The sequence below is a fragment of the Microbulbifer elongatus genome (assembly GCF_021165935.1).
GTDB classification, from domain to species: Bacteria; Pseudomonadota; Gammaproteobacteria; order Pseudomonadales; family Cellvibrionaceae; genus Microbulbifer; species Microbulbifer elongatus.
Genome location: NZ_CP088953.1, coordinates 3,422,694 through 3,447,117, shown reverse-complemented (window position 1 = coordinate 3,447,117; position 24,424 = coordinate 3,422,694). Strand labels below are relative to the sequence as shown.

The window sequence follows — 24,424 nt, the reverse complement described above, 5'->3', positions numbered from 1 at the left end:
TAACGATGATAGCCGGTCATGCCGGGAATACAGTTCTGTAATATATCATTCACATTCAGAATGGTGGCTTGCTGGCTGGGCGAAATTTTTCTGATACGTCGCCCGAGAGGGAAATACTGTCCGGGTCTAACCGCATTATCGGTGAGCCTGGGGCCAGTTGAAAGCTGTCCAGGTCGGCCCATATAACATTCGGGCTAGTGGTCAGTTCGAAGAAGTAGCGGCGGTCGGTCAGGTTAATCGCTGTACGGTATTCTGTGTTGTAGATACCGAAACCTTTGTAGGGGGCCCCAAAGGGAACCGAAACATTCCGCGCGATGGCGAGTATTGCGGCAATCGCCTCACGTTCGGTGTTGGGTTTCGGCAGGATTTCGGAAAAATAGCTGGCCCGCTGGAAGCGATCAACTGGGTTCACATTTCCCGGTAGCGGTGTGTCACTACTGGGGTTCGAATAACCCTGCTTCTTCAGCAGCGCCAGTTGCTCGTCATAGGTGGGATCATTGGTCATCACCCGATACTGCTTGCCGTGGTGCACCACCGGCTTGCCATCGATATATTCGAGTACCGCAGAGTCACCGCTGGCATCTTCTATGGCCAAGTGCACCGTGGCTTTGTGCCCGTGGGCTTCCGTCATTACGATCTGAATCTGCTTCATCAGCGCCAACGCTTCTTTCACGTTGGCCGCGTTGTCCAGCAGGTACTGCAGCCACAGCCCGGCCTGAACCCCGGGTCGCTTGGTATCTCGCGGCCCAAAGTCGGTGTCATTCAAGTACAGCAAGTGACCACTCAGGCCTTTCTCATTCAATCCGTCTGCAGTTCCGATGCCGTACATCGTCGTTACGAGACTGGCGTATTTGGAGGTCCATCGGGCCGGGTTGTCTTTGACCGTTATGGTATCCCCGGTGCGTCCACCATCGCGCTCCATTCCCCTGGGGAATACCGTTAACACCGGCTCGGTCGATTCCGGCCAGTCCATCGTCCGGCTCACAACTACGGCCAAGTCGTTGTTGTTCCAGAGAATTCGGGTACAGGCCTCTGTGGGTTGGGTCCAGGTAGCGGTAAGCACGGAGCACAGCAACAGGCTGTAACAAACGGGTAAGAACTTCAGTTTCAGCATCGACGGTACCTCTTTGGGAGAAGTGTAGTAAACGACGACGCTGGTTGCCGGGTCAGTATTGATACCCAAGTAGGTCACATACGTCTCACTCGTCGTATCACGTTTCGCGAACAGTTGCGTGAGAGCTGGAAAGCTTGTCTTATCGGGGGCAATGGCCGGTTAATTTCTTCATGGTTCGTTCCCTGAATCTCAGGTGCGAGAAACCTGGAGCGTTTGGCCGCTGGCACTGCTTTGTCGTGCCAGATGAATCAGGCGGATACTCCACAACGCCTGTTCGGCACTTACCGGGACGTCACCATTTCTCTGAATGGCAGACGCCAGCTGGTGATAATAGTGCTGATAGCCCCCGGATTCCGTAGCAACCGGATAGGTGCTGTCGGCCGTGAAAAGCTGGCCAAACTGCTCGGTATTCTCCTGCGCCCAATCGGCCGTTACCGGCAGTGTGCCGGACTTAAGGCGATCCTCCTGCGGGTCCAGGCCGTACTTTACATAGCTGCCAGTCTCCCCCTGCACCTCGAAGCGCAGGTTCGGCGCGGCGCAGTAGGGGCTGCTGCGTAAAACGGCGGTGAGTTCTGAGTAGTGCAGGGTGATGTGGAAGAAGTCATCCACTTGGGACCGTGGCCGCATTGCCTGTACCTGCGCCGTGATCGCTGTGGGCGGGCCGAACAACTGTAGCGCCTGATCAATCAAATGCGGCCCCAGGTCAAACAGTATTCCGCCACCTTCCACATCTGACTCCCGCCAGCGCTTGCGTACTTCGGGGCGGAAGCGGTCGAAGTGACTTTCGAAATAGCGTACAGGGCCCAGACTATTACCAGTAATCAGTTTCTGCACCGTCAGGAAGTCACCATCCCAGCGTCGGTTGTGATAGACGCTGAGTACACGCTGCTGTTTTTCTGCCAGCGCGATCAGCTCCTCACCCTGCTCGACGCGGGTAACGAAGGGCTTTTCCAGCACCACATGCTTGCCCTGCTCAAGGGAAAGTTTGGCCAGTGCAAAGTGCGCGGCGTTGGGGGCGGTAATAATCACCAGGTCGGCATCGCATCGGGTCAGCAATGTCTCTGCATCGGCATAGACCTCGACCTCCGGGTGCTGCTGTTGCACCTGCTCGCCCTTGGATGTGCTGACCGCCGTGAAGCGGAAGAGCGGCAGGTTCAGGATAAACGGCAGGTGAAAAGTCGTCGCAGAAAAACCGTAGCCGATAATGGCGGTTTTGATTTCGGCAGTGGTGTTCATGGTAAAGCGGGCTCCGCAGTACTTATCGGAAAAATCGTATCCAGCGCCACAGCCTGAGCACATCCAGCAGTGCGCCCGCTACGTAGGTGAGGGCACAGGCTTTCAGCACACTGTGGGCTTTACTTAGCAGGTGCTCCGGCAGGTAGCCTTCCCGCAATATGGGCAGGGCCTTGTTGAAGCTCGCATCGTACTCTTCCGGCAGTATCGCCACGTACATCAATACGGAAGCCAGCATGGTGATCACCGCGATCAGACCTATCCACAGAAAGACGATCGGAGATTTGATCAATAGTGTGAAAACAGGAGCTGCGACCAGTATCGTGCCGCCGATCTTCTGGATCTGCCCGGCCCGACCCAGGTATTTGTCCCGCAGTCGGGAGATGGGCTCTTCGCGGCAGAACTGCATCGCATGGCCGACCTCATGGGCAGCCACCGCCACCGCCGTTACCGATTTGCCATCGTAAACATCCGGGCTGAGCGCGACGATTTTCTCTGACGGTGAGTAATAGTTCTCGTCTTTGCCGGCCCTGATCACCTGGACTCCGTCGAGTTGAAATCGCTCGATCAGGTGCTCGGCCAGTTCCGCGCCGGACCCCGGCATATCGCCGACCTCGGTAGAGTGTCGCCATAACACGTAACGCACCCACAGTTGCGGGCCTACGATCAGGGCGGTGATGGCCAGAGTGGCGAGTATGTATGGCATTCGGGACGATTCATTAGACGGTGAGCAAAGTCGTTATAAAGGTTGCTCTTACCTGGTTGTTTTTGCAATGCCTTTCGCGTAGGCGTGAGTGCACACTAACCCCTGGCGGTGGCGACAATTTCACTGACCAGATCTTCAGTAAACAGGGATTTGGACAAGTAGTGTCTGCCACCGGATGTTGCCACAATGATCAGCCCCAACTCGGTCTCAATGACATCGTGGATATCTGACCATAGCAGTGCAGTCTGTGTGTGCTCGCTCTGAGTGGCTATTCCGCGTTCATCGACAATGACGGTCACTTCACTACCCGCGCTTTTTCCCCACATCTGCCGCGCCAGCCACCAGGTGCGTCGGAACCGGATATGCAGAAGTTCCAGAATCGCGAAAGCGATGAGCATATAGCCCAGTACCCGGGGCTGATCGGTAAAAATCAGTGATCCTGCACCGGCAGCCAGCATTAGGGCCGGGAACAGGTAGTTGGGCTTGGCACCTTTTCCATAAGGTAGGGACTGATCAAAACATTCGGCCAGGTAATCCCTTGATAGGGTGAATTGTTTTTTGAAAGGCTGCATGCAGAAAAGTGTTCATTGTATGCCGAGGTGGGGGATTATTGTACAGGCAGGCGACGTGATTCCCGATAGCGGCCAATACGTTGCTGTGCGCGATCAGGATTCACCATCGGGATCGAGTGCCATCCTGCGCGCCGTTAAAGCCAGTATGAGTTACCGGTTCTAAAAACTCTTCGGAGCATCGTCTCTCGTCGATTTGGGGTGGCCTTGTGCCGCACCTTTTTGTTGCCTTTGGCTTGCACCAGGGCAGAGTATTGCGGACGATAGCCAGTCATGAAATTGTGGAGGTTGCCATGAGTGATGCGGTCAGAAATCTGAAAAGTCAGGTCCTGTCCAGTGACTGGTCCCGGTTTGAAAAATATACGTTCGAGTTCAAAAACCCGGAAGGTCAGTGGGAAGTTCTGCAGCGGGAAGTCTACGACCGCGGGGACGGTGCGGTGGTGCTGCTATATAACCCGGAGCGCCGCACGGTAGTGCTGACCCGCCAGTTCAGGCTGCCCACTTTCCTTAATGGCAATAAGTCGGGCCTGATGATAGAGGCCTGTGCCGGTGCGCTGGAGGGGGAGGATCCCACGCTGTGCGTTATTCGCGAGGCCAGGGAAGAAACCGGTTACAGAATTTCTCAACTAGAGAAGGTGTTTGAGGTGTACATGTCGCCAGGCTCGGTCACGGAAAAACTGCACTTTTACCTGGCACGCTATTCCGAGGAAGACCGGCTCACCAGGGGGGGCGGGTTGGATGCGGAACAGGAATACATTGAGGTGCTGGAGACGCCATTTGAGCAGGCGTTTTCCATGATCGGAAGCGGGGGGATTTGCGATGCAAAAACCATCATGTTGCTACAACACCTTAAAATTTCTCGACTATTGGAAGCCTGAAAGCGTGGAAACTCGCATTTTCACCGAAAATAGCGAAATGTTTCCGGTTACATGGTGGTAATTAACGCTTGCGCAGGGCATTGGCCGCTGGCAGCATAGTCTTCAGCCCCCAGAGAGGGGCGTTTTATGAATCTACAATGAAACCGGTTACATTTGTGCGGATGGTGCTCAAATGTTGATCGGAAGTGGGTGCGCTGCAGCGGTATATGGCGCACAATTCGTCAAATAACGATAACAAGGTATTCATGATGAAGAGGGAAATCTCGAAATTTCTACCTTTGGGGCTGGTGAGCACGCTGGCGCTGAGCGCGGTGGTGCCCTTGGCACAGGCGCAAAGCGACGCTGGAGAAGAGACAGGTCAGCAGTTTGATGCCGCCCTCGAAGAAATTACTGTTTACGGCATCCGCAAATCCCTGCGGGATGCGGTAAACCAGAAGCGCGATGCGAATGTGATTGTCGATGTCATTTTTTCGGAAGATATCGGCAAACTGCCAGACGAAAACGCAGCGCGCGCACTGCAGCGTGTGACTGGGGTTCAGATCTCCACCCGTGATGGGGAAGGCTCTGAGATCCAAGTGCGCGGTATGTCCCAGGTCAATATGGAGATGAACGGTGTCTCCTACGTGGGCACGCCTTCACAGCCTGGCTTCCGCTCAAGTGTGCGCCGCAATGCGACCCTGGAAGATATTCCTGCGGAGCTACTCTCCGGCATTGAGGTGATCAAGTCGCCCACTGCGGATCGTATTGAAGGTGCTATTGGTGCAACGGTCAATATGAAAACCCGCAAGCCATTGGATCAGGACGGCTTCCAGGTGGCGGGCTCCAGCAAAGCGTCTTATTCCGAGCTGGCCGACGAACCGACCGAGCGCTACTCCTTTCTAATCGGCAACAACTGGGACGATAAGTTCGGCGTGCTGCTGAATGTTACCCAGGGCGAAAGCGTCAGCCGCAACGATTCCATCGACTACCGCAACTGGGATGGTCTGGTATTTGAAGACTGGAATTCCAACGTGTCCTCGCTGCAATCCTGGAATGAAAATGTATGGTGGGATGCGGAGCAGGATCCAGCCACCGTTTGCGCCCCCTTTTGCTGGCGCAATATGGGCTGGGGTGACGACGGTACCGGCACAAACGTAGCCGGTGAAAATGGCGGCTGGCTGCCGACCATGATGTATCTGGACCCGGAAACCGGAAATCTCAGCCAGGTGATCGCCCCGCAGGAAGTGGAGCTGCAGCAGAAGGAAATCTATCGCGACCGCACCGGGGTAAACCTGTCTCTGCAGGCGAATCCCACGGAAAATATGAGTCTGTACGCGGACGTGATTGCCAGCAAATACGAAGAGCAGCAACATGCCACCATTCTCACTTACGGTATTCGCGATATCGATTTCCCCAACACTGGTGTGATACTCGACGAATCCATTATGCCGTTTGTGCTCGGTCAATATACCGAGGGTAGCGATGCGCCCGTAGTTGCCGGTATTGAACCGGGCAACCCCAATATGGTTGACGGCGAAGTGACGCTGCTCTCCGGTGGTTTTACGCCCATCAGCTGGAACAATAACGGCAATGCACACCGTATGGGTGGCCAGGCGGCATCCCGGGATGTCCAGAACCACAACATCTCCGTCGGTGGCAGCTGGTGGAGCGATGACTGGACCGTATCCGCAAACCTGTCCAGCGGCCGCTCCAAGTTCGACAGCATCTGGCTGCGCCAGGATCTGAAAGGCAGTTACGGCAACGTGAACTGTGCCTGGCGCGACCCGCGCCCGGTGGACCCGAATACGGGGCTGGAAGTGGAATGTGCCGACGCAGTGCGTTGGGGGTATGACCTGACCCAGGGGGATGTGGGCAGCATTGTGCTGGATCCGAACCTCTCCGCGGCTAACCCCATGGATCCCAATGCGAACTACCTGACCGACCCCTACAGTTATGCGATCGCATTTGTCAGCCTGTGGAAGGACGAGTTTGTATCCGAGCAAGACGCCGTTGCTTTGGATTTCGATTACAACCTGGATGAAACCCTGGGTGCGTTGAACTTCTCACAGGTTGAATTCGGTCTGCGACTGGCAAACCGCAGCAATGAACGCAGTGTAGAGCGCGGTATCGGCGATCACTGGCAGCCAGAGTGTACCGATGACAGCTGTACCGTGGTTACCGATCAGCGTCTTGGCGTCGAGGATGCCAACTCCATCTATGTGCAGCCGCACCAGATTCAGAATGCGGTTACTGTAAACGATGGTAGTTTCCTGGAAAAAGTTGGTGGCAACCTGCCGCGTCAATGGATTTCCGGCAATCCGTCCATTTACGGCGACCCACTGCGTGACCTGAACGATACCTGGGGTATTTACCCGGTTTCAGACAAGGTAAACGACTATCTGGTGGAAGAGGACACCCAGGCAGCCTATGCCAAGGTGAACTTTGAAAATGGCAGTGGCACCGTCAGTGGCAACCTCGGCGTTCGTCTGGTGCAGACTGAAACAGATTCCACCAATTACACCGTGCGTGAAGGTGCCAGCTCCCAGTACCTGTTTGTATCCATCTACGATGAGCAAGACTATCTGGCGAATACCCTGAGCCGTGAGTACACGGATGTCTTGCCGAGCGTCACGGTCAACTGGGATATAACCGACGATCTGAAGTTGCGCACCGCAGCCTCCAAAGTCATGGCGCGTCCCGATCTCACAGATCTGACATCTGGTATTTTTATCACCAGTATTACGTCCCGTACCGGCATTATCGGCAACCCGGATCTGGATCCGTACCGTGCGAATCAGTTTGATACCTCGCTGGAATGGTACTTCAATGAAGGCTCGCTGCTTTCTGGAGCGCTCTTCTACAAAGATATCGAAAGCTTCATCACCCACGACTACAGCCAGACTTTTATGGGCCCCGGCCGAACGCCGAACCCGGATACTGGTGAGATCGAGGATGTTCAGTACAACGGCCGTATGGCCGTGAACGATGAAGGTCTGGTGCAGGGTGCAGAGCTGTCGTATCAGCAGATGTACACGGGCATGCTGGAAGGTTTCGGTTCTGTGTTGAACTACACCTTCGTGGATAGTGAAACACCAGACGGTATGCCCGTGCCGCAGCTGTCAGAACACAGTGCGAACGCGATCGTATTCTTCGAAAAAGGCGACTTCGGTGCGCGTCTGGCCTACAACTGGCGTGATGATGCGCTGCTGGCCGCACGTGGCTCCGGTGGGCGTTCAGAATACAGCAAGGACTACGGTCAGCTGGATTTCTCCCTCGCCTACGATATCAACGACAACTTCAAGGTGACTCTCGAAGGCCTCAACCTGACAGAAGAAAACCTGGAGTCTTATGTTGAAATCGAAGGGCGTCGTTTGAGCTTCCAGCAGCTGGATCGCGTGTTCCAGCTCGGTATTATCGGACGCTACTGATCGGCAGCAATCGCGATCAAGGGGCGGTGAATTCCGTCCCAGTTTCTCAAAAAATCTCTCACAGGATTCTCTCGTCCTTTCGTTGATAGTTCGCCCGGTTTTACCGTAATGCTGTTCACTTAAGCGGAGCAGCACGACGATTCACCGGATAGCGGGTTTTGCTGATCTTTACCGTCCTCGGCCTAGAAGGCCGAGGACGGTCCTCTAAAAACAGGTTCCCAATCCCCGCCCTAAGCTCCGATAAGCGCGCTCCAGTCCTTGATAATGGCTGAGCCGCGGCCATGACAATCAGCTGCGCAGCAATATACTGGCATGCGAACTTAAAGCGTATCCTGGCTGGGTTTCCCCCGTGAGCGACCGCTGCCTGGCTTGCCTCTCGACGTATCACGTTGTACGCCAACAGTAGCCCCCACACTTCCTGATAAACCAGTGCCACGGTCTTGCTACGTAGGGTGACGGCGTTGTGCTGCATGGAACTTTTGATGTCACGGAAGCCGATTTCGATTTCCCAGCGCTCTTGGTAGAGCTTCGCGACGGCTTTAGTGCCGTAAGTATCTGCTGGTAGCGAGGTAAATACCGTTTTGTTTTTGCCATTATGCTTATAGCTCACTGCTCGAACTTCCCAGTACTCGGGAAGGGCCGGATTGCGCTTCCGAGCCTGGGGGGAGACCTTCATTCGCAGTAGTCGATCATTTTTGTTGTAGACCTCCACTGTCTCACTGACCAGGCCTTTGCGTTCGGGGATCAGCCAGTGGCGTTGCGTGTTCTGATCCGCCCACCGCAGCAAAAGGTCTGCACTCCAAAAACCCTTATCAAACAGGGTTACGGAGGCTTCCGGCACCTGATTCATAAACTCATCGGCCAGGCGTATTTCGCTGCGTCGGTAAGGGCTTAGCTCTGCATTCAGAAGTACATGTGAACGTACGTTCATTAGAGCAACCAGGCGCATAAGAGGGTACGGAGTTTGCCGGTTTGTGCTCGTGTTACCGGAGCCAAAATGATCTCGCAGCTCAGGAGTATCTTGAGTGCGCAACAGCGCGCCATCGACAGCGAGAACTTGCAATCCTCGCCATTCATCTTCGGGGTAACGCTCATGTCCCCAGTGCACCCCGGTACGTTGAAATAGCCACTGAACGGGGTTAGCACCAAGACGCTGTCGCGCCTTTGATACCCCGCTTGGGGCCAACAGGCTATCGTTCGCGAGCCCCTGAGCACAGATATTGAGCCTGCGGGCAACTTCTGAGACCGGTTCATTCCTGAACAGGGCCATGCCCAGCACGAGCCAGAGTACCTGATCGGCGGGAAGTCGACGGCGGCGAATAGTGGCTTGCGAGGATAACTGCAGAGCGGAATCCACCCATTCAACGGGAATGTTCTGGGTGAAGGTACTCAGGTCACAGAAGGACTGGAGGGCATCAATATCGAAGAGAGACTGCTGAAGAGACACAAAAAAATCCGGTTTCCTGATCTGGAAACCGGATTTTCCGGGGCCCCACCTTAGGCTGCAATGCTTAAGTGAACAGCATTACGGTTTTACCGGGCTTTTTTATACGCGGCGCATTTTCAAAGATCGGCGTTTTATTGCGCCAGCTCTTGGCGAAAGCACGAAATAAACCACTGATAGCGAGCGGGCAAAGTGTGGCGCCTTCTCTGTACCAGGTACAGGGTTTCGAAAAGGGCTTGATTTTTTGCGCCGGTAAAACGCGCGGTCAAGATTTTTTCAGGATGTGGGAAACTGCGCACAGCGGCCTCGGGTAAAACGGTAAAACCGGTTCCTGCGGCAACAGCCAACAGAATCTGGGTTATCTGATTGATAGATCCGCGCCGGGGAAACGCTTGAATGCCTTCGTAGCGATTCCCGAAAACAGATGCCAGCACCTGCTCCGCATAAAGTGTGCAATCCGGGTGATCCACATAGCCGAGTTCGAGCAGCTCGTCGATCGACGGGGACTGTGCGCGTCTCAATTTCGTGCTGGCCGGTAGTACCAAGCAAAGTGCCTGCTTGCCAATCGGATGTTGGGCGAGGGCGGCGTCGCTACTCTGATTGGTGACTATGCCCATATCCATCTCGTCGTTAAGAATTAGTTCTCGAATACGGCGGTTCGGTGCTGCCTCAAGTATCAACTGTAACTCGGGGTACTGTTGCTGGTATTTCAAGAAGCTCGGGTACATCAACAAAGCCAGGCTGCCGGAGCAGGCAATGCGGCACTCGCCGCGATGCGGGCTGTCCTCACTGAGATTGCGAAGAAGGCTGTCTTCCAGCGCAGCGATATTTTCAGCGTAGGCGAGTACCGCTTTCCCAGCTTCAGTAAGGTCGAAGTGACGTCCCTCCCGCTCTAGAAGCTCATGGCCCACCTGGGCTTCCAGCTTGCTGATGTGCTGGCTTACCCCGGGTTGGGTCATATGCAGCGCGGTTGCGGTTTTGGTGAACTGGCCGGTAGCGGCCAGTGTGCGGAAGGTCCTCAGCCATTGGTGATTCAGCACGGTAAAGTCCATAAGGTAACATTATGCAATTTATTATAATTCATAATTTTTTGTTTGGTGTGGCTGTGGCTATCATGTCCCCGTAATGAGAAGCCTTAACAGCGGGGAGTCCCCACGGAGGTCACGATGAGTCAGTCACCCTATCCAAGAACCTTTTCACACATTGGTATTTCCGTTCCAGACCTGGAGCGCGCTATGCGCTTTTATACGGAGGTCTTGGGCTGGTACACAATAATGCCGCCGACCAAGATCAAAGAGGATTACAGCGCCGTTGGCATTATGTGTACCGATGTTTTTGGTCCCGGCTGGGAAGAATTTCAGATTGCGCACCTGGCGACCGGTGATCGCATTGGTGTGGAACTTTTCCAATTCAAGCAGCAAGAAAACCCGGAAAACAATTTTGAATACTGGAAAACGGGAATTTTCCACTTTTGTGTACAGGATCCGAATGTTGAAGAGCTGGCGGATAAGATCGTCGCTGCCGGCGGCAAGCGCCGAATGAAGGAGCCCCGTTACTACTATCCGGGTGAAAAGCCTTACCGGATGATTTATATGGAAGACCCATTTGGCAATATTTTGGAAATATACAGCCACAGTTATGAGTTGACCTACGGTAGCGGTGCCTATCAATAAACACTGGTCCAAAAAATTAGTAAGTAGGAGTTGCAGTATGCATAGGTTCAAAGTCTTTGTGGTGTCATTCGCAGCCCTGTGTTTTTCACTGGGTGCGTTGGCTGCTGGCAGCGCTAAACCTGGTGGTAGCCAGAGTGATGTGGATTCAACGCCCAAAAATGTCAAAGTGCTAATGGTGTTAACCAGCCATTCGGCACTGGGTGATACCGGGAAAAGTACCGGTTATTGGCTGGGTGAATTCACGCATCCTTACTACAAGTTTACGGATGCAGGACTGAACGTAGAGGTTGCTAGTATTGCCGGAGGTAAGGCGCCAGTGGACCCTGGTAGCCTCGATGAGCAAGACCTAGTCAATCAGCGCTTTCAAAAAGATGCACAGGCGCAATCTCTGGTGGAAAATACGAAAAAGCTCGAACACGTAAAGCCGGCCGACTACGATGCCATCGTATTTGTTGGTGGGCACGGTACCGTGTGGGATTTTCCTGAGGATAAGGCAGTCAGTCGCGTGGCGGGAAATATCTATGCCAGCGGTGGCGTTGTCGCTGCCGTCTGTCACGGCCCGGCTGCGCTGGTGGGCCTGACGCTCCCCGATGGCAGCAAACTGGTGCAGGGGAAAACCGTTACCGGCTTTACCAACGAGGAAGAGGCCGCAATTGAATTGACGGAGGTCGTACCATTTTTACTGGAAGATGCACTGAAAGCGCAGGGTGCCACATTCTCTGGTGGCGAGGCATTCAAGTCGCATGTAGTAGTTGATAAGCGCCTGGTAACCGGTCAGAACCCTCAGTCTGCCAGTGCGCTTGGTGATGAAGTTGTACAGCTTTTGAAATAGGTATGTTTTTTAAACTGAATTGGCGGTAGGTATAATTATTACCTGTTACCAAGACCGGTATTCCAATTCAGTAACCCAAACCTGTAATTAACAAGGGGGCAATAGCCCCCTTATTGGTCTTACCGTCGGATACTACCCTGGCTAGTCTGCTTTCTCGCCGGTCTTTTCTTCTTTCAGAATAATACCCAGCAGGCGTTCGGCATTCCGCTCAATCAGGCTGCGATCACCGCGCGCTTCGAGATTAATCCTGAGCAGTGGTTCCGTATTGGACCGACGGATATTGAATCGCCAGTTCTTGAAATTGATGCCGAGGCCATCGGTGGTTTCAGTGCTCGCGGCACCTTTGGCGAACTCCCGTGTTACATCTTCAATCACTGCATCGGCGTCGTGCACGCTGATATTTAGTTCGTCAGAGCAGGGGTAGCTTTCGGTCATCTCTTGCACCAGTTGCGAGAGTCGAAGCCCCGATTTGCTCAGGTGCTCACAGATCAGAAGCCATGGAATGGTGCCGTTATCGCAATAGGCGAAGTCGCGGAAGTAGTGGTGCGCGCTCATTTCACCACCGTAGATGGCGTCTTGCTCACGCATCACCTGCTTGATGAAAGCGTGACCGGTGCGTGAGACCTGGCAGTGTCCGCCGGCAGCCTCAACAACCGCATGGGTATTCCAGTAGAGGCGCGGGTCGTGCACGATGGTCGCGCCGGGTTGCTTCTTGAGTAGAATCTGTGCGAGCAGGCCGACCAGATAGTAGCCGTCGACAAAGTTGCCGTGTTCATCAAAGAAAAAGCAGCGGTCGAAGTCGCCGTCCCAGGCGATGCCGAGGTCAGCATTGTGTTGTTTGACGGCGTTTGCAGTCTCCTCGCGGTTTTCAGGGAGCAGCGGGTTGGGTACCCCTTTGGGGAAGTTGCCGTCGGGGTCACAGTTGAGGCGAATAAATTCAAATGGCAGATGTGATTCCAGCCGTTCGACGATATCGCCCGCACCGCCATTACCCGGGTTCACAACTATGCGCAGTGGCTTCAGCTTTTCTCTGTCCACCCAGCCGAGAAGATAGTCTGTGTACCGGGGTTTGAAATTGCCGCGCTGGGCTTTGCCCGACTGAGTTACCGGCGGCATATCGGCGGTTGCGACGAGTGCCTTGAGGTTTTCCAGGCTGCTCGGACCAGAAAGCGGGGCGGCACTTTGTTGTACCAGTTTGATGCCGTTGTAATCTTTGGGGTTGTGACTGGCGGTAATACACAGGCCGCCATCGAACACGGCACCGTTGTTATCCCCGGCATAAGTCGCGTAGTAGATTTCTTCGGTCCCGCACTGGCCGATATTTAAGGCGTTACAGCCGGCGGCGGTAATACCGCGTACTACCGCGTCCGTAAGCGCCGGGCTGCTGAGACGGATATCGTGGCCGACAACCAGATTGCGCGCATTCAACAGCTTGGCGAAGCCGTACCCCACACGCCAGGCGATGGACTCATTCAGTTGTTCCGGCACTCGGCCGCGAATGTCATAGGCCTTGAAGGCATCAACCGGAAACGGCTTCATATTCTGCTCGCATTTTCAGTTTGGTGGCAGCGGCGTAATCTGCCGCTTCGGTGGTGGCCACCATCAGGTGGTAGAGCGTACTGGCGGGAGCCAGATTGTTGGCGACCCGGTTTTCCGCATCGAGCTGGTCGATGTAGAGTCCGGGAACGTTGTCGTCAAAGTAATATTTGAATAGCAGTTGAATCCCGCGGGCGGCGTGTGCTTCCGCTTCTCGATCGCCACTGTTTGCTTGACACAGGCTCGCTTTGATCAGCTCGGTCAGTGGCCAGCAGCGCTTGCTGGCTTTAAGGACGTTGCCCTGAATCGAGACGGCGTCATACAGCAGGCCGGTGCCCGGCTCTGTGCCCAATTTCAGTGCCCGTTGGTACAGGGTGTTGGTGTAGCGTCCTACAGGCGCGCCACTGCGCTGGCTGTACTGATGTAGTAACCAGACCCACTCGAGCATATGTCCGGGTTCCACTTCCTGTCCCTCGTCGTCGCTGAGTGGACGCCAGTCGTGGTGGAAATATTCCAGCAGTACACCGTTTTTGCTGTCGTAGAAGCAGTTTTCGAACAGGGCGAAGACTTCTCCCGCCCGCGCCAGCCAGCGCCCGTCATTGGTGGCATCGTAGAGGGCGATAAAGGCCTCCAGCAGATGCATGTGGGGGTTCTGACGGCGAATGTCGGAGCTGTAGTCGCCTTCCAGCCAGCCTCCTCTGGGGCCCTTGATGTATACATCGAGGTGTTGAATGAGCGCTTCTGCCTTGCGCAGCGCGGCACTGTCGTTAAACGCGCGAAACCGCCAGGCACTGGCCAGTAGAAAGAATGCCAGGTCGTACAGATCCTGGCGCGGGTCGTGTATTGCATTTTCGCTGTTGAGCACGTGTACGTACACCTGCGGTGCACTGGGGTGCTGGGCATAGCGGGTGACGAAACGATCGAGATCGGCAACGATTCCCTCGGCGCCTGCGACCCAACCCCGTCGGCTTGCGCAGGCCAGTACAAACATCTGCCGGGCCTGCACCCGAACCCTTTTTGGGCAGCCGGTATCGGGGAGACCTTCGGGGGTGAGGCGTTCGTGGGCACTGCCACTGGCGCGGTCAAACCCCTGCTCCATCCACAGGGGGAGGGCGGCGCTGGTCATCCAGTGCTCCAGCTGCTGTGCCCAGTGATTGATACTCAAAGACATCGAATTGGCCTTTTCTGGCGATTTGTCGGGTTGGTAACCGGTTACATTTTCCTGAATGTACAGCCACCACTTTTTATGGCCGCTATTATGCAGTGTAGTGTAACCGGTTACAAATGTGCTTTTTGCGTTGCCAGTTCGGCTTGGCGAATGGCGATCGCTATCTGTAGGTACTATTTAGTGGGGCCAGCGAGTTAGTGGGGCCTGCGAGGCCGGCGAAGTGCCTCGCTTGCGCTGCGGATTAGCGGGGAAGGGGTGGTGTGCTTTTGCGCACCACAAAATCGTAGGGCAGTACGGTTTCGGTCTGCTGCAGTTCTTTACCTTCGATCAGCTCCAGCAGGGTGTTGAAGCTCGCTCGTCCCAGCGCCTCCGCGGGCTGGGAAACTGTGGTCAGGGGTGGGTCACTGTAGCGGGCAAACTCGATATCGTCGAAGCCGGTAATGGACATTTCCTCGGGAACCTTGATGCCCGCACTTTTAAGCCCCTGCATACAACCAATGGCCATTTCGTCGTTCATTGAAAAGATGGCAGTGGGGCGGTTCTTCATACGTGCGAAATGGTTGGCGGCCATTAGTCCGGAGCCCATGGTGAAGTCACCATTGACCAGCAGGTCCTCGTCAAATGGGATGCCGGCGCGCTCAAGGCTGGTCCGGTAGCCGCGCAGGCGATCGCGGGAGTGGGGGTTGTCCGCCAGGCCGGCCAGCACGCCGATGCGCTGGTGGCCCTGGGCAATCAGGTAGGTGACCACTTCTTCAGCGGCACCTGCATTGTCGATACGCACCGAGGGGTAGGGGGTATTTTCACAGCCGGCGGCGGAAACAATTGGAATGTCCGCCTTGGGCTGCAAAGACTTGCCGGGAATATGCGGTCGCAGTTGCAGGATGCCATCGGCCTGGCGGGTTTCCACCAGGCGGGTGTACTCCTCTTCGCGCGCGCTGGAATCGCGGGTGTCGCCCAGTAGAACGCTGTAGCCTTTCTGCTGAGCGGCATCTTCAATACCGCGAATAACAGTGGCGAAGAACAGGTTCGAGAGGTTCGGCACCAGGACCACGATGGAGTAGGCGCGTACGGCGCGAAAATTGCGCGCCATCATGTTCGGGCGGTACCCCACCTTTTCCACGGCTTCGTGCACTTTACGCAGTGCTTCCTTGGAGACTTTTTCCGGTGTGCTGAGTGCCCGGGAGACGGTGGCGATGGATACGCCCGCTACGCGCGACACTTCCCTAATGCTCGACATAATTACTGGCCATCGGTATCTGGTTCGCCGCAACTGCCGTTGATGGCAAGGGCTGCGGTATGACCGCCGGGGGTTATTGGCGGCGGTCTTCCTAGGCGCTGGTGACCTTGGAAGGCGCTGAAAAGTTACCGGAAATTGTCATAAAGCTCTAGCAAATTTGTGTGTAACCGGTTACATTGGTGTTTCTGGCGGCCCCTCACAAGGGGGTTTACCTCGGGTCGCCCTCAATACAATAAAGAGCGCTGGTCCTTCGCCGCGCCAAGCGATCATAGAGAGATGAGTTGCCTATGAGCCTTGCACCAATAGACCTAATGGTCATCGGACTGTATTTATTTGCGTCGCTGTTTATCGGGTTCTGGGTATCCCGCAAGGCATCGAAGAATATTCAGAGTTACTTTCTCGGTGGCAACAAGCTGCCCTGGTACTACCTGGGCTTGTCGAATGCATCCGGGCAATTCGATATTTCCGGCACCATGTGGATGGTGTACCTGCTGTTTATCTATGGTCTGAAAAGTATCTATATTCCCTGGCTTTGGCCGGCCTTCAATCAGATTTTCCTGATGGTTTTCCTGTCGATCTGGTTGCGTCGCTCGGGCGTGATGACCGGTGCCGCGTGGATTCGTTTCCGTTTTGGAGAGGGCCGCGGTGCGGAGCTTTCCCATCTGGTCATTGTCGGTTTTGCGTTATTGGTGGTACTTGGCTATCTCGCCTACGGCTTTGTGGGAATCGGTAAGTTCGCGGCCGCGTTTATGCCCTGGCAGCTCTCGGCAGATCCTCACAACAATGAGATTTTTTACGGCCTGATTCTCACCGCGATCACTGCCGTGTATGTGGTGAAAGGTGGGATGTTCGGTGTGGTACTCACCGAGGTCATGCAGTTTGTCATTATGACAGTGGCCTGTATCGCGATTGGTGTGATTGCCATGTACCAGGTCTCGCCAGACATGTTGCGCGCGGCTGTTCCTGAGGGCTGGTTCAGTATGGGCTTCGGGCACACCCTTGATCTCGACTGGAGCGGTATTCTCGATAGCGCCAATCAGCGTATTGTCGACGACGGCTGGTCCCTGTTCTCCGTGTTTTTCATGCTGGTGTTGCTGAAAGGTATTCTTCAGAGCATGGCGGGCCCGGCACCCAACTACGACATGCAGCGTATTCTTTCTGCGCGTACTCCGGTAGAGGCGGCAAAGATGAGCTGGCTGGTCAATCTGGTGCTGTTGTTCCCTCGCTATATGATGATCACCGGTCTGACAATTCTTGCCCTGGTGTTTTTTGTCGACGACCTGCGTGCGATGGGCGAGGGTGTGGACTTTGAACAGATTCTGCCGTTTGCCCTCGCCAACTATGTCCCCGCCGGGTTGCTCGGGCTGGTAGTCGCCGGATTGCTGGCGACCTTTATGTCGACCTTTGCTGCTACCACCAACTCGGCGCCGGCGTATGTGGTCAACGATATCTACAAGCGCTACTTCAACAAGGATGCGGATGAGAAAACCTATGTGCGTATGAGCTACCTGGTCTCAATCACCTTTGTGATTCTCGGTACTGGTATCGGCCTTTTCGCACCATCACTCAATTCCATCATTCTCTGGATCGTGAGCGCACTGTACGGTGGCTACACCGCAGCCAATATCCTCAAGTGGTACTGGTGGCGTATGAATGGCTTTGGTTATTTCTACGGCATGCTTGCGGGGCTGTTGGCCGCGATTCCGATGATGTTTACCGATATCTCTCCGTTGTATGCGTTCCCGGGTATGTTTGCACTGTGCCTCACCGCGAGTGTCGCCGGCTCACTGCTCACCGAGGCAGACGATATGGAAACGCTCAAAACCTTCTATTTCAAAACGCGCCCCTGGGGATTCTGGAAGCCCATTCACCAGGCCCTGTTGGTGGAGCATCCAGAGCTGAAGCGCAATACCGATTGTAAACGTGACCTCTTCAACTGTGCGATTGGTCTCGTCTGGCACACCGCGCTTACCGCAGCACCCATCTTTATGGTGATTCAGCGCTGGACCGAATTCTCCATTGCCATGTGTGTCATTGCATTGACCAGCTATCTGCTCTGGAAGAATTGGTATCGCCTGATGCGGGATGACCCGGATGCAGAAATGGGCGAACAGATAAAAAAGCCTGAACAGGGCTCAGGGCAGAGCCCGGTTGCAGCCGCAGGTTAATCTGGTTGTACGGGCACTGAACAGAAAATGGCGGCACTGAGGTGCCGCGCAAAAGAACACTTTCGAAAATAACATTAGCCGAGTGAATTATGTCTAGTCACCTGGAAAAAGTACGCGCACTGATCGTAAATCAAGAGTCTCTGCTGGCGAAAAAGAATACTCCGGCAGACGGTGGTAATGGAATCTATCAGCGTTGGCAGAATCCGATCATCACCCGTCACCATGCGCCAGTCGCATGGCGTTATGATCTGAATGAGTCCACCAATCCATTTCTGATGGAACGGCTGGGCGTGAATGCGACGCTGAATTCCGGCGCGATCAAACTGAACGGAAAGTTCCTGCTGGTGGTACGCATGGAGGGTGTGGACCGCAAGTCTTTCTTTGCGGTGGCCGAAAGCGAAAACGGTGTGGATAACTTCCGCTTTTGGGACAAGCCGGTGGTGATGCCGGAAACCGAAGATCCGGATACCAACGTATATGACATGCGCCTGACTCAGCACGAAGACGGTTGGATCTACGGCCTTTTTTGTACCGAGCGTAAGGATCATACCCGTCCTAACGATACAACAGCGGCAGTGGCCCAGTGTGGCATTGCCCGCACCCGCGATCTGGAAACCTGGGAGCGCTTGCCGGACCTGATCACACACAGTGGCCAGCAGCGTAACGTGGTGCTGCACCCGGAATTTGTTGACGGCCAGTATGCGCTTTACACCCGACCACAAGATGGCTTTATCAGTGTCGGTAGTGGCGGCGGCATTGGTTGGGGGCTGACGGAATCCATGGAAAATCCCGAGGTAGTGAAAGAGGTGCTGGTGGATACCAAGGAGTATCACACCATCAAGGAAGTCAAGAATGGTCAAGGGCCGGCCCCCATCAAAACCGATCGCGGCTGGCTGCACCTGGCACACGGTGTGCGCAATACCGCGGCCGGCCTGCGCTACGTACTTTACATGTTCATGACGCACCTTGAGCGCCCGTGGGAAATTACCCATTTACCGGGTGGCCACTTTATTGCGCCGGAAGGCAGCGAGCGCGTGGGTGATGTATCGAATGTGGCTTTTGCTAATGGCTGGATTGAAGATCAAGGTAACGTTTTTATTTACTACGCCTCTTCCGATACCCGAATGCACGTGGCCACCTCTACCGTGGAACAGCTGGTGGATTACTGTGTAAACACACCGGAAGACGGGCTGCGCTCGGCGGTATCTGTGGCTACACGTATCCAGTTGATTGAAAACAACGCTGCAGTTCTCCGAGATCTGTAATGGCGCTGGCGGTAAACAACATGGAAGGCATCTATACAATGCAAGCGACTAGCAAATCCCAGCCAAAACTGGGCCTGACCAACTATCTGCCTGAGTTCCGCCGGCAACTACTGGATATTGGCCAGTGGTGGAAAAACCATGCCGTTGATACGCATAACGGTGGTTTTTTTGGTGAAGTGAGTGTGGCGTGCAACCCGGCACCAGAAGCCGACAAAGGTATTGTGCTCAACGCGCGTATCCTCTGGTTTTTCAGTGAGTTATGTCTGCACCTGCAACAGGACCCTGATGCAGACAGTGATTCGATCGAGGAATACCGGTTGTTGGCCGCCCGTGCTTTCGATTATGTGACGTCACATTTTCATGACGAGGAATTTGGTGGTGCATTCTGGTGTGTGGACTACATCGGAAAAATGAAAGAGGGCAAGAAACAGACCTATGCGCAGGCGTTCTGCATCTATGCCTATGCTAGTTATTACCGCTTGAGCGGCGAATCTCGTGCGCTGGATTTAGCGCTGGCGTACTTCCGCTCGATTGAGCAGCATTGCGTGGATCGAAAATTGGGGGGCTATCTGGAAGCGGTGACACGAGAGTGGCACCCGGTTACGGATTACCGGCTCAGCGATAAAGACCTGAATGCACCGAAGACTATGAACAACCACCTGCATGTACTTGAAGCGTACACCGGGTTGTATCGTGTAGCGCCCACTGAAGAGGTCGCGCTAGCCCTGAAGAACAGCATCGATTGGTTCTGTGAAAATATCTGCAATGCGGAAAACGGCCACTTGCGGCTGTTTCTGGAGCATGACTGGACGGATGTTTCCGCAAGCTACTCTTACGGACACGATGTCGAAGGTAGCTGGTTGCTGGCAGAAGCGCTGGAGGTACTGGATGAGCCGGCGTACTCCGAAAAATATCAGCCGACGGTGGAGGCTCTGGGAAGATCCTGCGTGGAAGAGGGGATTGGTGGTCTCGGTCAGGTTCTGGACACCTTTGATTTCACAACCCAGTCGCGTCACCTGGATTCGGAGTGGTGGGTCCAGGCGGAGGCATTGGTCGGGTTTCTGAATATGTGGCAGAGCACTGGCGATCCGCGGTTCAAGACAGCATTCGAAAATGTGTGGACCTTTATCAAAAATCACCAGATTGATTGGGAGCACGGTGAGTGGCTGTACCACGCTTCTATTGATCGAATGAAGGCGGACCAGGGATACAAACTCGGTTTCTGGAAAGGGCCTTACCACAATGGGCGCGCGATGATGGAAGTCATTCGCCGCCTCGAGAGTATCGCTGAGGCGACCATGAGCGAAATACAGGAGCGAGAAGAACGTGCGGCTACTGCATAAGATATTGATGGCCTCCGTCGGTGCTCTGGCACTTGCGGGCTGCGAGATTGCCGATTCCACCACACTGCCGGCGCACTGTGTTGTTCCTGAGCCAAACCCCAATGTGGCGCCATTTGCCGGGTTCCAGGAATTCGTGACCCGCGACGGTATTCGATTGCTGGAAGGGGAGCGCCCGCTACGTTTTATTGGCTTGCACGCCACAGAGCTGCATCGGATTGAAGATGATGTTGCTTCGGCCAATAGTAGTATCGGAAAGTCCGACCATTTCCGCTGGCCCACTGCGAGGGAGCAGAGCAACTGGATTCAGGCCCTGGTTTACAGCGGTCATACGGTTTCCCGTATCTATACCCTGTCGGTCGATGATATTTCGTTGCCCGCGTCGGTACGTGCGAATATGCCCGCGCATATTGTGCAGAATGCCGAGACCGGGGCGATTTCTCTCAATGAAGAAGCCATGCAGGTGATGGACCGCATGGTCTACCTGGCCGATACCCTTGGGTTGCGTCTCATTATCCCAGTGATCGATCACTGGAGCTGGTGGGGAGGTAAGCGTGAGCTGGCGTTGATGGTGGGCGAGGCGAATGAGGATACCAAGGAAAGCGGGCCGCTTTACGATACCCAGAGTAAAACCTACGCAGCCTATCGGGATATTATTGAGCAGCTGGTCACCCGCAAGAATACCTGTACCGGGCGTGAGTACCGGAATGAGAAAGCCATCATGGCCTGGGAAACCGGCAACGAGCTACGTGGCACCAACAAGACGTTTCTTGCAGAGACGGCAGCACTGTTTAAGCAGCTCGCTCCGAATCAGCTGGTGATAGACGGTGACCAGCAGGCGGACTATATCAACGCAGCGGGTACTGCGAGTATCGAGCAGGGGGAATTCCTGGGGCTGACCGACTCCAACGTCGATCTGCAATCAAACCATTTCTACGGCCCTTATATGTCGGCGGAAGAGGTGCGGTTGCAGGCGGCTCTGGCGGAGAAATTTAATAAACCGCTGTTTATCGGCGAATACGGTTTGCAGCCCATGGACAACCTGCAAGCGGTCACCGACGCCTGGATGGATGAACCTGCGGTTGCCGGTGGCCTGGTGTGGGGATACCGCGGGCACCGCGAGGCAGGTGGTTTTTACTGGCACAAGGAGTCCGGCGAGTATATGAGCTACCACTTGCCGGGTTTTGCGGCAAATGACGGCAACAACGAGCGTGCGGTCATTCACATGGTCCGCTCTGCGCAGGCGGCAATCGCAAACGACGAGCGCACACAGACATTTGCCACTTCCTGGCCGGTACCGCAGGCACCTCTACTGCACCCGATTTCGGATACCGGCGGAGTTAATTGGATGGGGGCGCCTACTGCCCTTATCTACCGGCTTTACGCATCGGCAAACGATGGCAAAGACTGGGCGCTTGTGGCGGACGACTTGAACGATGGTGCGAATGGGTGGGATCCGCAAACAATGGATCTGTACTCTTTGAAAAGCAGGGATAACACCAGTGAAGTTACCAGTGCCCAACACGCCTGTTTTCAGTACCGCCTGACTGCCGTTAACGGAACTGGGGAATCCGAACCCTCCAATATAGAAACCTACTGCGCACAATAATAATCAGCATTGAGAGAGCACTATGGCGAATCAACATCGGCTTTGGACGACCGCAATTCTTTGTTTTGTTGCCGTCGTACTGACAGCGCTGCTCGCACCTGAAAGTCGCGCTGGGACCGAGCGGCCGAATATCGTGTTGATTACCGCAGATGACCTTGGGTTTGACGACCTTTCACTGCACGGCAATCCGGTGATCGAGACTCCAAGTCTGGATCAACTGGCAGCAGAGTCCGTCCAATTCAGTGATTTCACCGTGACCCCGGTCTGCTCCACAACCCGTGCGTCGCTGTTGACCGGAAGGCATCACTATAAAGCGGGTGTTTCCGGAGTACACGGTGGCCGCGACTATATGAGCCGGGATGAAACGCTGATATCCGAAGTACTGAAAGAGCGTGGTTACGCCACTGGCCTCTGGGGTAAGTGGCATCTGGGAAAAACCCGCGGTTACCTGCCTTGGGAGCGTGGTTTTGACGATACCTACTACGCGGAGCTGTATGTACACGACAACAGTTTTGGATATCGGCAGGGCGAACGTGTCGAGCACGACACCTGGGTATCTGAAGTGGTTACCGACTACGCAATCGATTTTATCGAGCGCAACCGAGAGCAGCCTTTTTTTGCCTACTTGAGTTATTTGGCTCCCCATGAACCCTGGCAGGCGCCGGAGCAATTTGTTCAGCCCTACCGGGAAAAGGGGCAGCGTGATGCCATCGCCAATCTGTACGGTATGGTGTCCGAAATGGACTTTCATATCGGTCGGCTCTTACAGTATCTGGATGACTCGGGACTCGCGGAAAATACACTGGTCATATTCATGAGCGACAACGGTCCCTGGTACGGATCGAGTAACGCGGGTCCGATGCTGCGCAACGAATGGCGGCAGCGCAATCCCAACAAGTCGCTGGGGCAAAAAGGGCGCAACTGGCAAAACGGCGTCAAGTCGCCGCTATTTGTGCATTGGCCGGCCCGCTTCGCGCCGGCAACATCCAATGCCTTTGTGCATGTAACCGATATTTTTCCCCTGCTAATGGAGGTTACAGGCGGCGCTGCGGAGCTGGAGAAACCACTCGATGGGGAAAGCTTTCTCGCCGCGCTGGAAGGCAATGTCAAGTACCAGCGGCAAAAACCATTTCTGATCGGGAGCCACGATCTGGTATCTCATAAGAAACATTTCAATGAATGGACCCCGGTAGACGCGGCGGCACGTGCACAGATGCCGTTTGAGTCTCAGATGCTAGCATTGCGCCAGGGGCCTTATAAGCTGATCTTGAATCCGATTCTGGATGAGCCCGATTACCCCGAACCAGTGGACGGCTATCTGCTGTTCGATCTGCAGAAAGATCCCGGTGAGCGCGAGAATATCTTACGCGAGCGGCCACAATTGGCTTCAGAGCTGAAAAGAACCATGCGCGAGCTGTATCAGGAAATCATGATCGATGCCGATAGTTTGCGCACGCCAGTCTACCCGGTTCACGGCCCGGTGGACGTTATCAATGCTTTTGGCCCAGCCAGTACCGGTGGCGAGGTGGTCAGTGGCCCGCACAACCTGAAAGGGTTTTCCGAACCCGGTGATTTTTCCGAATACCGGTTGCACGTCGAGGCGGCGGGGCGCTATCGCCTGTTTCTGGATAAATCCGGGTTTCAGGGCGCAGGGCTCAGGTTTTCCGTGTCTCTTGCGGGACAGCAAGTCCCTCTTTTATTGGAGGAAAAAGCCATTCAGCAGATTGGGGAATTCGAGCTCCCCGCCGGTGAAGCATTCCTGCGTTTTGAACTCCAGGGTAATGAAAGTATGACGCCCTGGGCGCGCTTTGATTCCTTCCGCAGACTATATCTGGTTTCTGTAGAAGTAAAAGCTCCCGAGTCACAGATTATGCAGTTAGAGGCAGTAACGCCGGACTGAAAATCTGTGTTGAGTGGTAGAGGTCTTTCTCGTCGACCTCGTCGGTTGCCGCTGTTGGGGAAACCCACAGCGGCTTTTTTGTGTGCGCCAGGCATGGCGCGTAGCGCCGTGACTGGCGCTGTTCCGGTACGCGTGGTGGTGGCCGGATGACTTGGTGGTGAAAGTCCACTATCGGCCCGGCAAGGGGAACGATTAGCTGAACGGCAAGGGTGTCCACCGCGAGGTGGAATCTGAAGGAAGCCGAAGGCAAAACACTGACCCGACGAACAGAAATCGCATATTAGGCGGTCGCAGCGGGTAAGAAGGCACAATTCTTCAAAGCCCAATACTTGCACGAACACTGCG

Annotated in this window: 18 protein-coding genes; 9 read left to right on the top strand and 9 right to left on the bottom strand. The window is 54.8% G+C overall.

What is annotated here, in order from left to right; genetic code table 11:
* Positions 1-55 precede the first annotated feature (55 nt).
* From LRR79_RS14265 to LRR79_RS14250, 4 genes are all read right to left on the bottom strand, one after another.
* Positions 56-1,192: a linear amide C-N hydrolase gene (locus LRR79_RS14265; RefSeq protein WP_231757855.1), complete on the bottom strand. Its 1,137-nt coding sequence runs from the start codon at positions 1,190-1,192 to the stop codon at positions 56-58.
* A 111-nt stretch (positions 1,193-1,303) separates the two neighbouring features.
* A complete protein-coding gene (locus tag LRR79_RS14260; protein ID WP_231757854.1) occupies positions 1,304-2,350 on the bottom strand; it encodes an oxidoreductase in 1,047 nt (348 codons plus the stop codon).
* A 22-nt stretch (positions 2,351-2,372) separates the two neighbouring features.
* Positions 2,373-3,053, bottom strand: coding sequence for a zinc metallopeptidase (locus LRR79_RS14255; RefSeq protein WP_231757853.1), 681 nt, complete (start codon positions 3,051-3,053; stop codon positions 2,373-2,375).
* 95 nt (positions 3,054-3,148) lie between these two features.
* Positions 3,149-3,625 carry a YcxB family protein gene (locus LRR79_RS14250; RefSeq protein WP_231757852.1) on the bottom strand — a complete coding sequence of 159 codons (477 nt, stop codon included), beginning with the start codon at positions 3,623-3,625 and terminating at the stop codon, positions 3,149-3,151.
* 290 nt (positions 3,626-3,915) lie between these two features.
* Here LRR79_RS14250 and LRR79_RS14245 point away from each other — a divergent pair, with 290 nt between their 5' ends.
* Positions 3,916-4,500, top strand: a complete 585-nt coding sequence (locus tag LRR79_RS14245; protein WP_231757851.1) for an NUDIX domain-containing protein — start codon at positions 3,916-3,918, stop codon at positions 4,498-4,500.
* Positions 4,501-4,745: 245 nt separating this feature from the next.
* Positions 4,746-7,907, top strand: coding sequence for a TonB-dependent receptor (locus LRR79_RS14240; RefSeq protein ID WP_231757850.1), 3,162 nt, complete (start codon positions 4,746-4,748; stop codon positions 7,905-7,907).
* Between the two features lie 115 nt (positions 7,908-8,022).
* Here LRR79_RS14240 and LRR79_RS14235 read toward each other — a convergent pair whose 3' ends face one another.
* Together LRR79_RS14235 and LRR79_RS14230 are read right to left on the bottom strand one after the other, a co-directional pair.
* A complete protein-coding gene (locus tag LRR79_RS14235; RefSeq protein WP_407665253.1) occupies positions 8,023-9,327 on the bottom strand; it encodes an IS4 family transposase in 1,305 nt (434 codons plus the stop codon).
* 158 nt (positions 9,328-9,485) lie between these two features.
* A complete protein-coding gene (locus tag LRR79_RS14230; RefSeq protein ID WP_231757848.1) occupies positions 9,486-10,403 on the bottom strand; it encodes a LysR family transcriptional regulator in 918 nt (305 codons plus the stop codon).
* 183 nt (positions 10,404-10,586) lie between these two features.
* On the opposite strand from LRR79_RS14230, the gene LRR79_RS14225 reads away from it, so the two are divergent.
* The gene (locus tag LRR79_RS14225) at positions 10,587-11,024 is read left to right on the top strand and encodes a lactoylglutathione lyase family protein (protein WP_231757847.1); all 438 of its coding nucleotides are present in this window, start codon (positions 10,587-10,589) and stop codon (positions 11,022-11,024) included.
* 37 nt (positions 11,025-11,061) lie between these two features.
* Positions 11,062-11,856 carry a type 1 glutamine amidotransferase domain-containing protein gene (locus LRR79_RS14220; RefSeq protein WP_231757846.1) on the top strand — a complete coding sequence of 265 codons (795 nt, stop codon included), beginning with the start codon at positions 11,062-11,064 and terminating at the stop codon, positions 11,854-11,856.
* A 141-nt stretch (positions 11,857-11,997) separates the two neighbouring features.
* Here LRR79_RS14220 and LRR79_RS14215 read toward each other — a convergent pair whose 3' ends face one another.
* The 3 genes from LRR79_RS14215 to LRR79_RS14205 all read right to left on the bottom strand — a co-directional run bounded on the left by LRR79_RS14215 (position 11,998) and on the right by LRR79_RS14205 (position 15,797).
* Positions 11,998-13,395 (bottom strand): phosphohexomutase domain-containing protein, encoded by a 1,398-nt coding sequence (locus tag LRR79_RS14215; RefSeq protein ID WP_231757845.1) that lies wholly within the window; start codon positions 13,393-13,395, stop codon positions 11,998-12,000.
* Positions 13,376-14,563 (bottom strand): AGE family epimerase/isomerase, encoded by a 1,188-nt coding sequence (locus tag LRR79_RS14210; protein WP_231757844.1) that lies wholly within the window; start codon positions 14,561-14,563, stop codon positions 13,376-13,378. The genes LRR79_RS14215 and LRR79_RS14210 overlap by 20 nt, the downstream gene beginning before the upstream one ends.
* Before the next feature lie 238 nt (positions 14,564-14,801).
* A complete protein-coding gene (locus LRR79_RS14205; RefSeq protein ID WP_231757843.1) occupies positions 14,802-15,797 on the bottom strand; it encodes a LacI family DNA-binding transcriptional regulator in 996 nt (331 codons plus the stop codon).
* A gap of 287 nt (positions 15,798-16,084) precedes the next feature.
* On the opposite strand from LRR79_RS14205, the gene LRR79_RS14200 reads away from it, so the two are divergent.
* From LRR79_RS14200 to LRR79_RS14180, 5 genes are all read left to right on the top strand, one after another.
* Positions 16,085-17,965: a sodium:solute symporter family protein gene (locus tag LRR79_RS14200; RefSeq protein ID WP_231757842.1), complete on the top strand. Its 1,881-nt coding sequence runs from the start codon at positions 16,085-16,087 to the stop codon at positions 17,963-17,965.
* Positions 17,966-18,054: 89 nt separating this feature from the next.
* Positions 18,055-19,230 (top strand): glycoside hydrolase family 130 protein, encoded by a 1,176-nt coding sequence (locus LRR79_RS14195; protein ID WP_231757841.1) that lies wholly within the window; start codon positions 18,055-18,057, stop codon positions 19,228-19,230.
* Positions 19,231-19,268: 38 nt separating this feature from the next.
* The gene (locus LRR79_RS14190) at positions 19,269-20,573 is read left to right on the top strand and encodes an AGE family epimerase/isomerase (RefSeq protein WP_231757840.1); all 1,305 of its coding nucleotides are present in this window, start codon (positions 19,269-19,271) and stop codon (positions 20,571-20,573) included.
* Positions 20,557-22,179, top strand: coding sequence for a cellulase family glycosylhydrolase (locus LRR79_RS14185; protein WP_231757839.1), 1,623 nt, complete (start codon positions 20,557-20,559; stop codon positions 22,177-22,179). Before LRR79_RS14190 ends, LRR79_RS14185 begins: the two co-directional genes overlap by 17 nt.
* A gap of 22 nt (positions 22,180-22,201) precedes the next feature.
* Positions 22,202-24,079 (top strand): sulfatase-like hydrolase/transferase, encoded by a 1,878-nt coding sequence (locus tag LRR79_RS14180; protein ID WP_231757838.1) that lies wholly within the window; start codon positions 22,202-22,204, stop codon positions 24,077-24,079.
* Positions 24,080-24,424 lie beyond the last annotated feature (345 nt).